2 protein-coding genes are annotated in these 7,622 nt (G+C 71.0%); both read left to right on the top strand.

Annotated features, from left to right (window positions below; translation table 11 throughout):
• Positions 1 to 55: 55 nt before the first annotated feature.
• Positions 56 to 5,494, top strand: a complete 5,439-nt coding sequence (locus P1J78_RS10725) for an alpha-2-macroglobulin family protein (protein ID WP_275567343.1) — start codon at positions 56 to 58, stop codon at positions 5,492 to 5,494.
• Entirely contained in the window at positions 5,491 to 7,533 is a 2,043-nt protein-coding gene (gene pbpC / locus P1J78_RS10730) for a penicillin-binding protein 1C (protein ID WP_275567344.1), read from the top strand. The genes P1J78_RS10725 and pbpC overlap by 4 nt, the downstream gene beginning before the upstream one ends.
• The last annotated feature ends 89 nt before the right edge of the window (positions 7,534 to 7,622 follow it).

A 7,622-nucleotide genomic window follows, 5' to 3' on the forward strand; every position in this document is an offset into this window, starting at 1 on the left:
GGATCGCGCATGCGACGATGGCCGCAATTTCATCAGAAAAGGCGAGGACCTTCCGATGCGTTTCAGTGTTCTCCTGGCATTCGTTTTGAGCTTTCTGGCCGGTGCGGCCGCCGCGCAGAGCCCCGTTCCCGAACGTCGTCTGGCCCTGATCCGCGACGTGGATTTCCCCGGCGGCGACATTCAGACGATCTTCGATTCCTCGCTGAACGCCTGCGAGCGGGCCTGCCTGTCCAATGCAAGCTGCATGGCGTTCACCTACAACACCAAGTCGCAGGCCTGCTTCCCGAAGCGGTCGGCCGGCGAACCGGCGGCCTATGAAGGCGCGTTCTCCGGCCGGGTCCTGGTCGCCTCGCCCGAGGCGCTGGCGCGGGGCGAGACGCGCGCGGCCGAGCTGGACTTCCTGCGCGACGGCGACGTGTCGGCCGCGCGCGAGGTGGCGCTGGACCTGACCAACAAGCACGTGCCGGGCGACTGGACCGTGGGCGAGCTTTTGCGCTCGGCGGCGGAGGCGCGGCAGAACGGCAATATCGTGTCGGCGTACCGCTTTATCGGGGCGGCGACGGTGCTGAGCGACGCCTCCGACCACTGGACCGAGTATGCGCGGCTGGCGATGGCGATCGACACGGACCGCGATTCCGACCGGCGCGAGTACCGGCGGCGCGCGCTGTCGGCGGCGGTGAACGGCTATCTGCGGGCGCCGGACGGGCCGATGCAGCACAACGCGCTGGTGGTGCTTGCCGAGGCGCTGGAGCTGAACGACCGCGGGCGCGACATGGTCCCGGCGCTGCGGCTGGCGCAGGCGGTCGTCGAACGGCAGGACACCGCCGAGATGCTGGACGAGGCGGTGGCGAAATACGGCTTCCGCATCGTCGAGCACACGGTGGAGAGCGACGCGGCCAGCCCGCGGGTCTGTGCCGAGTTTTCCGAGGATCTGGTGCAGGCGGGCGTGGACTATTCCACCTATGTCCGCGTGCCCGAGGCCGAGCTGACCGTCGAGCCCGACCAGCGGCGGCTGTGCATCGAGGGGGTGACCCACGGCGAGCGCTACCGGGTGACCTTCCGCGAGGGGCTGCCGGCGGCGTCGGGCGAAGAGATGATCAAGGATGTCACGCTGAACCTCTACGTGCGCGACCGGTCGCCCGCGGTGCGGTTCCCGGGGCGCAACTATATTCTGCCGGCGACGGGGCAGGTGAACATCCCGGTCGAGACGGTGAATGTCGAGACGCTGGAGCTGGAGCTGAAGCGGGTGTCGGACCGCTCGATCCTGCGCGCGATCCAGGAAGGCTATTTCGGGCGGCCGCTGTCGCCGTGGGAGGAGCGGCAGTTCGGCGAGGAGATGGCCACCAGCGTGTGGCAGGGCACCGGCGAGGTGGAGCGCGAGCTGAACCGCGACATGACCACGCGGCTGCCGCTGACCGACGTGGTCGAGGGGCTGGATCCGGGGATCTACGCGCTGAAGGCGGCGATCCCGGATGCCGACCCGTATGACACGCCGGCGGCGACGCAGTGGTTCGTGGTGTCGGATATCGGCCTGGCGACGATGGCCGGGGCGGACGGGCTGCATGTCTTCACCCGGTCGCTGGGCACGGCGGAGCCGGAGGCGGGCGTGGAGATCACGCTGTTGTCGCGGGCCAACGCGGTTCTGGGCGAGACAGAGACGGATTCGCAGGGCTATGCCCGTGTCGCGCCGGGGCTGATGAACGGCACCGGCGGCGCGGCGCCGGCGATGGTGCTGGCCGAGGCGGGCGATGACCTGACCTTCCTGTCGCTGACCGAGCCGGAATTCGACCTGAGCGACCGCGGCGTCGAGGGGCGCGAACCGGCGGGGCCGGTCGATGCCTACCTGACGACCGACCGGGGCGCCTATCGCGCCGGCGAGACGATCAACGCCACCGTGCTGACGCGGGATGCCGAGGCCGAGGCGATCGAGGGGCTGCCGCTGGTCGCGGTGCTGACGCGGCCCGACGGGGTGGAATACGCCCGCGCGATGAGCATCGACAGCGCCGCGGGCGGCCATGTCTTCAGCTTCCGTACCTCGGGCGAGGTGCCGCGCGGCGCCTGGCGGCTGGACATCCACAGCGACCCGGACGCGCCGGCCATCGCGTCGGAATCGGTGCTGGTCGAGGATTTCCTGCCCGAGCGGATCGACTTCGAGCTGGACGCGGGCGACGCCCCGCTGCGGCCGGGCGAGCCGAACGGGCTGGCCATCGACGCCGACTATCTGTTCGGCGCGCCGGCGGGCGACCTGGAGGTCGAGGGCGACGTGCGGCTGCGCGCGACGCGGACGCTGGAGGCCTGGCCGGATTACGTCTTCGGCCGCTACGACACCAACATCCCGGCCGAGCGCTGGTTCTTCCCCAGCGACATCCGCACCGACGCCGACGGCGAGACGACCGTCGACCTGGAGCTGCCGGAGCTGGCGCCGCATTTCCGGCCGATGCAGGCCGATATCACGGTGCGGATCGCCGAAGGCTCCGGCCGGCCGGTGGAACGGCGGATCACGCATCCCGTGGCCCCGGACGGGCCGGTCATCGGGATCAAGCCGAACTTCGACGGCACGCTGGCCGAGAACACCGAGGCGTCGTTCAGCCTGATCGCGCTGGACGAGATGCAGGCGCGCACCGGCATGGAGGTCCACTGGACCATCAACCGCGTCGAGACGCGGTATCAGTGGTACAGCTATGACGGCTACTGGGACTGGGAGCCGATCACCCGGCGGACGACGGTCGCCGAGGGCAACGCCACGCTGGGCGATGCGCCCGCCACGGTCACGGCGCCGGTCGAATGGGGCCGCTACGAGATCCGGGTCGAGGCCGTCGGCGGCGACTACATCGCCGCGTCCGAGGACTTCAACGCCGGCTGGTACGGCGGCGCGGATGCCTCGGCCACGCCCGACCTGCTGGAGATGTCGCTGGACGCCGAAAGCTACGATCCCGGCGACACCGCCACCGTGCGCGTCGTGCCGCGCGAGGCGGGCAAGGGTCTGATCACCGTCGTCTCCAACCGGCTGATCGACATGCGGCCGGTGGATCTGGCCGCCGGCGAGAACATCTTCGAACTGCCGGTGACCGACGAATGGGGCGCCGGCGCCTATGTGACCGTCACCGCCGTCAAGCCGATGGACGCGGCGGAGGGGCATAACCCGGCGCGGTCGCTGGGGCTGGCCCATGCCGCCGTCGATCCCGGCGAACACGCGCTGGAGGTCGCCTTCGACGGGCCGGACGAGGTCGACCCGCGCGGCCCGATGCCCGTCGAGGTCAGGGTCGACGGCGTGGCCGAGGGCGAAAGCGCCTATGTCACGATTGCGGCGGTGGATGTGGGAATCCTGAACCTGACCGGCTTCGAAAGCCCCGACCCCAGCGGTCACTATTTCGGGCAGAGAAAGCTCGGCATGGGTTTCCGCGACATCTATGGCCGGCTGATCGACGGCATGAACGGGTCGGTCGGCAATGTCCGCTCGGGCGGCGACTTCAACCCCGAGGCCGGGATGCAGGCACCGCCGCCGACCGAAGAGCTGGTGGCCTATTTCTCCGGCCCGCTGGAGGTGGGCGCCGACGGCTATGCCCGGACCGAGTTCGACCTGCCGTCGTTCAACGGCACGGTCAAGCTGATGGCCGTGGCCTGGTCGAAGACCGGCGTGGGCGAGGCCGACAAGGAGGTGCTGGTGCGCGACCCGGTGGTCGTGACGGCCAGCCTGCCGCGCTTCATGGCGCCGGGCGACCAGTCTCGATTGCTCTTGGAAATCGTCCATGCCACGGGCCCCGCGGGGCGCGTCGGGCTGGACGTTCAGGCCGACGGCGTGAAGCTGAACCGTGCCGTGCCCTCGGGCTTCGACATCGAGGACCAGGGCAAGGCGGTCTACTCGATCCCGATCACGGCCGAAGCGGTCGGCGTGCAGGAGATCGAGGTGACGCTGACCACGCCGGGCGGCAAGGTCCTGACCAAGGTGCTGAAACTGCCGGTAGAGGTGAACGATCCCGTCGTCAGCCGCGTCAGCCGTTTCGAGCTGGCCGCCGGCGACACCTTCACCTTCGACAGCGACGTGTTCAGCGGGTTCCGGAACGGCACCGCCTCGGCCACGCTGGCGGCGGGGCCCATCGCGCGGATGGACGCGCCGGGGCTGTTGGAGGCGCTGGACCGCTATCCCTATGGCTGCACCGAGCAGACGACCAGCCGGGCGCTGCCGCTTCTGTATCTCGACCAGGTGGCCGAGGCGATGGGGCTGGACGAACGGCGGGGCCTGGAAGAGCGGATCGCCCAGGCCATCGACAGCGTGCTGACCCGGCAGGCGCCGAACGGGGCCTTCGGGCTGTGGCGCGCGACCTCGGGCGACTTCTGGCTGGACGCCTATGTCACCGACTTCCTGTCGCGGGCGAAGGCGCGGGGGCATGACGTGCCCGACGTCGCCTTCCGCAACGCGCTGGACAACCTGCGCAACCGGGTGAACTACGCCGCCGATTTCGACGACGGGGGCGAGGCGATCGCCTATGCGCTCTACGTGCTGGCGCGCGAGGGCGCGGCGTCGATCGGCGACCTGCGGTACTACGCCGACGTGAAGGCGCAGGACTTCGCCACGCCGCTGGCGGTGGCACAGGTCGGCGCGGCGCTGGCGGCCTATGGCGATCCGACCCGGGCCGACCGGATGTTCGGCCTCGCGGGCAAGATGATCGAGATGCAGGCCGGCGACGAACGTCATGTCTGGCGGGCCGACTACGGCACTCGGTTCCGCGACCGGGCCGCGGTGCTGACGCTGGCGTCCGAGGCCGGCAGCGAGGCGGTGGACCTCGACGCGCTGCTCGACAGCATCGCGCCGGTGAACCCCGACCGCTACCTGTCGACGCAAGAGAAGGTCTGGACCCTGCTGGCGACCAACGCGCTGCTGGAAGGCGAGGCGTTCGGCGACCTGACGATGGACGGCGCGGCGCTGGACGGGCCGCTGGTGAAGGTCGTGGAGGACGACACCGCCTTCAACCCCATCGAGGTGGAAAACACCGGCGACTCGGCCACGACCATCACGCTGACCGCCTTCGGCGTGCCCGAGACGCCGGGGCCGGCAAGCGGCAAGGGCTACAACATCGCCCGGCGCTACTTCGACATGGAGGGCAACCCGGTGCAGCTGTCGGAGGTCGAACAGGGCACGCGGCTCGTCGCGGTGCTGACGGTCACGCCCTTCGCGAAGTCCGAGGCACGGCTGATCGTGGACGATCCGCTGCCCGCGGGGTTCGAGATCGACAATCCGAACCTGATGCGCGGCGGCGATCTGCGGGCGCTGGACTGGCTGGAGCTGATGGACGACGCGCGGCACACCGAGTTCCGGCAGGACCGGTTCATCGCCGCCGTCGACTGGCGCTCGGAGGACGAGTTCCGGCTGGGCTACATCGTGCGCGCGGTGTCGCCGGGCAGCTACCACCACCCCGCCGCGAGCGTCGAGGACATGTACCGCCCCGAATACCGCGCGGTCAGCGAGGCGGGGCGCGTCGTCGTCACCGAATGAGGCGGTTCGGTCTCTTTGTCCTTGCCCTGGCGCTGTTTCTCGCGGCGCTGGGGCGGGACCGGTTCGAGCAATGGGTCGCGGCGACGGAGCTGCCGCCGCTGGCGGTCGAGACCTCGGTCGAGATGCTGGACCGCAACGGCGTGCTGCTCAGGGCCTATACCGTGGCCGACGGGCGCTGGCGGCTGGCGGCGGGGCTCGACCAGGTCGACCCGCGCTACCTGGACATGCTGATCGCCTACGAGGACAAGCGGTTCCGGGAGCACGGCGGCGTCGACCCGCTGGCGATGCTGCGGGCGGTGGGGCAGGCCCTGTGGTACGGCGAGGTCGTCTCTGGCGGCTCCACGCTGACGATGCAGGTGGCGCGGCTGCTGGAGGACGGCACCACCGGGCGGATCGCGGGCAAGCTGCGGCAGATCCGGGTGGCGCTGGCGCTGGAGCGGCGGCTGACCAAGCGCGAAATCCTCGCGCTCTACGTGAACCGGGCGCCGTTCGGCGGGAACCTGGAAGGCGTGCGGGCGGCGAGCTTCGCCTATTTCGGCAAGGAGCCACGACGGCTGACCCCGGCGCAGGCGGCGCTGCTGGTCGCCCTGCCCCAGTCGCCCGAGACGCGGCGGCCCGACCGCTATGCCGGCACGGCCCATGACGCCCGCGCGCGGGTGCTGGCCCGCGTCGCGGCGGCCGGGGTGATCGACGAAAGCGCCCGCGCGGCGGCCGAAACGGAGACTGTTCCACACGAACGCCGCCCCTTCCCGAGGCGCGCGGCCCACCTCACCGACCGGCTGCGCCGCGAAGACCCCGGCGTGCAGGCGCACCGCCTGACGCTCGATGCGGGCCTGCAGGCCCGGCTGGAGGCGCTCGCCGAACGCGCCGCGCGCGACGCAGGGCAGCGGCAATCCATCGCGATGATGGTGGCCGATCACACCACCGGCGAGATCCTGGCCTCCGTCGGCTCGTCGGGCTACGAGAACGGCGCGCGGGACGGGTTCGTGGACATGACGCAAGCCGTGCGCTCGCCCGGCTCCACGCTGAAGCCGCTGGTCTACGGGCTGGCCTTCGACCGCGGGCTGGCGCATCCCGAGACGCTGATCGAGGACCGCCCGGTCGCCTTCGGCCCGTACGAGCCGCAGAATTTCGACGGCGAGTTCCGCGGCACGATCCGCATCCGCGACGCGCTGAAACAGTCCCTGAACATCCCGGTTGTGAAGCTCCTGGACGCGATGGGCCCCGCCCGCCTGATGGTCCACCTGCGCCGTGCCGGCGTCGAGGCGCAGCTGCCCGGCGGCCAGCCCGGCCTCGCCGTGGCACTGGGCGGCGTGGGGGTCAGCCTGGAGGGGCTGATCCGTCTCTATGCCGGCCTCGCGAATGGCGGCGAGGCGGTCCTGCTGTCCGCCCGCCCCGGCGTCGCGCAGCCCGAGACGCCGCAGGACATCCTGTCGCCGGAATCCGCCTGGATGATCGCCGACATCCTGTCCGACATCGCGCCGCCGCCCGGCGCGGCGCGCAACGGGCTGGCCTACAAGACCGGCACCTCCTACGGCCACCGCGACGCCTGGGCCATCGGCTTCGACGGCCGCCACGTCGCCGGCGTCTGGATGGGCCGGCCCGACGGCACCCCGGTCCCCGGCGCCTTCGGCGGAGAGGTCGCCGCCCCGATCCTGTTCGAGGCCTTCGCCCTGCTGAAACCGGACCTCGACCGCCTGCCCCCGCCGCCGCCGGCGACCCTGATCGTCGGCCATTCCGGCCTGCCGCAGCCGCTGAAACGCTTCCGCCCGCGCGACGCGGCCTTCGCCGAGGCGCCGGACGCGCCCGCCGTCGCCTTTCCCCCCGATGGGGCCAGGGTAGAGACCGAAGGCGACCGCCTCGCCGTGAAGGTCCGCGACGGCGTCCCGCCCTTCACCTGGCTCGCCGACGGCCGCCCGGTCCTGACGCGCAGCCACGACCGCGACGCGCTGATCGAGATGCCGGGCCCCGGCTTCGTGACGCTCTCCGTCATCGACGCCGAAGGCCGGTCGGCCCGTACCACAGTCCGGCTTGATTAGAGCGTTTTCCGATCAATCTGCATCGTATCCGCAGGCGGCGAAGTAGTTTTCGCATTCCTGGTGCGTGAAGCAGTCGATGAGTTCGCCGA

It is taken from the genome of Psychromarinibacter sediminicola (genome assembly GCF_029168335.1).
Classification (GTDB): Bacteria; Pseudomonadota; Alphaproteobacteria; order Rhodobacterales; family Rhodobacteraceae; genus Psychromarinibacter; species Psychromarinibacter sediminicola.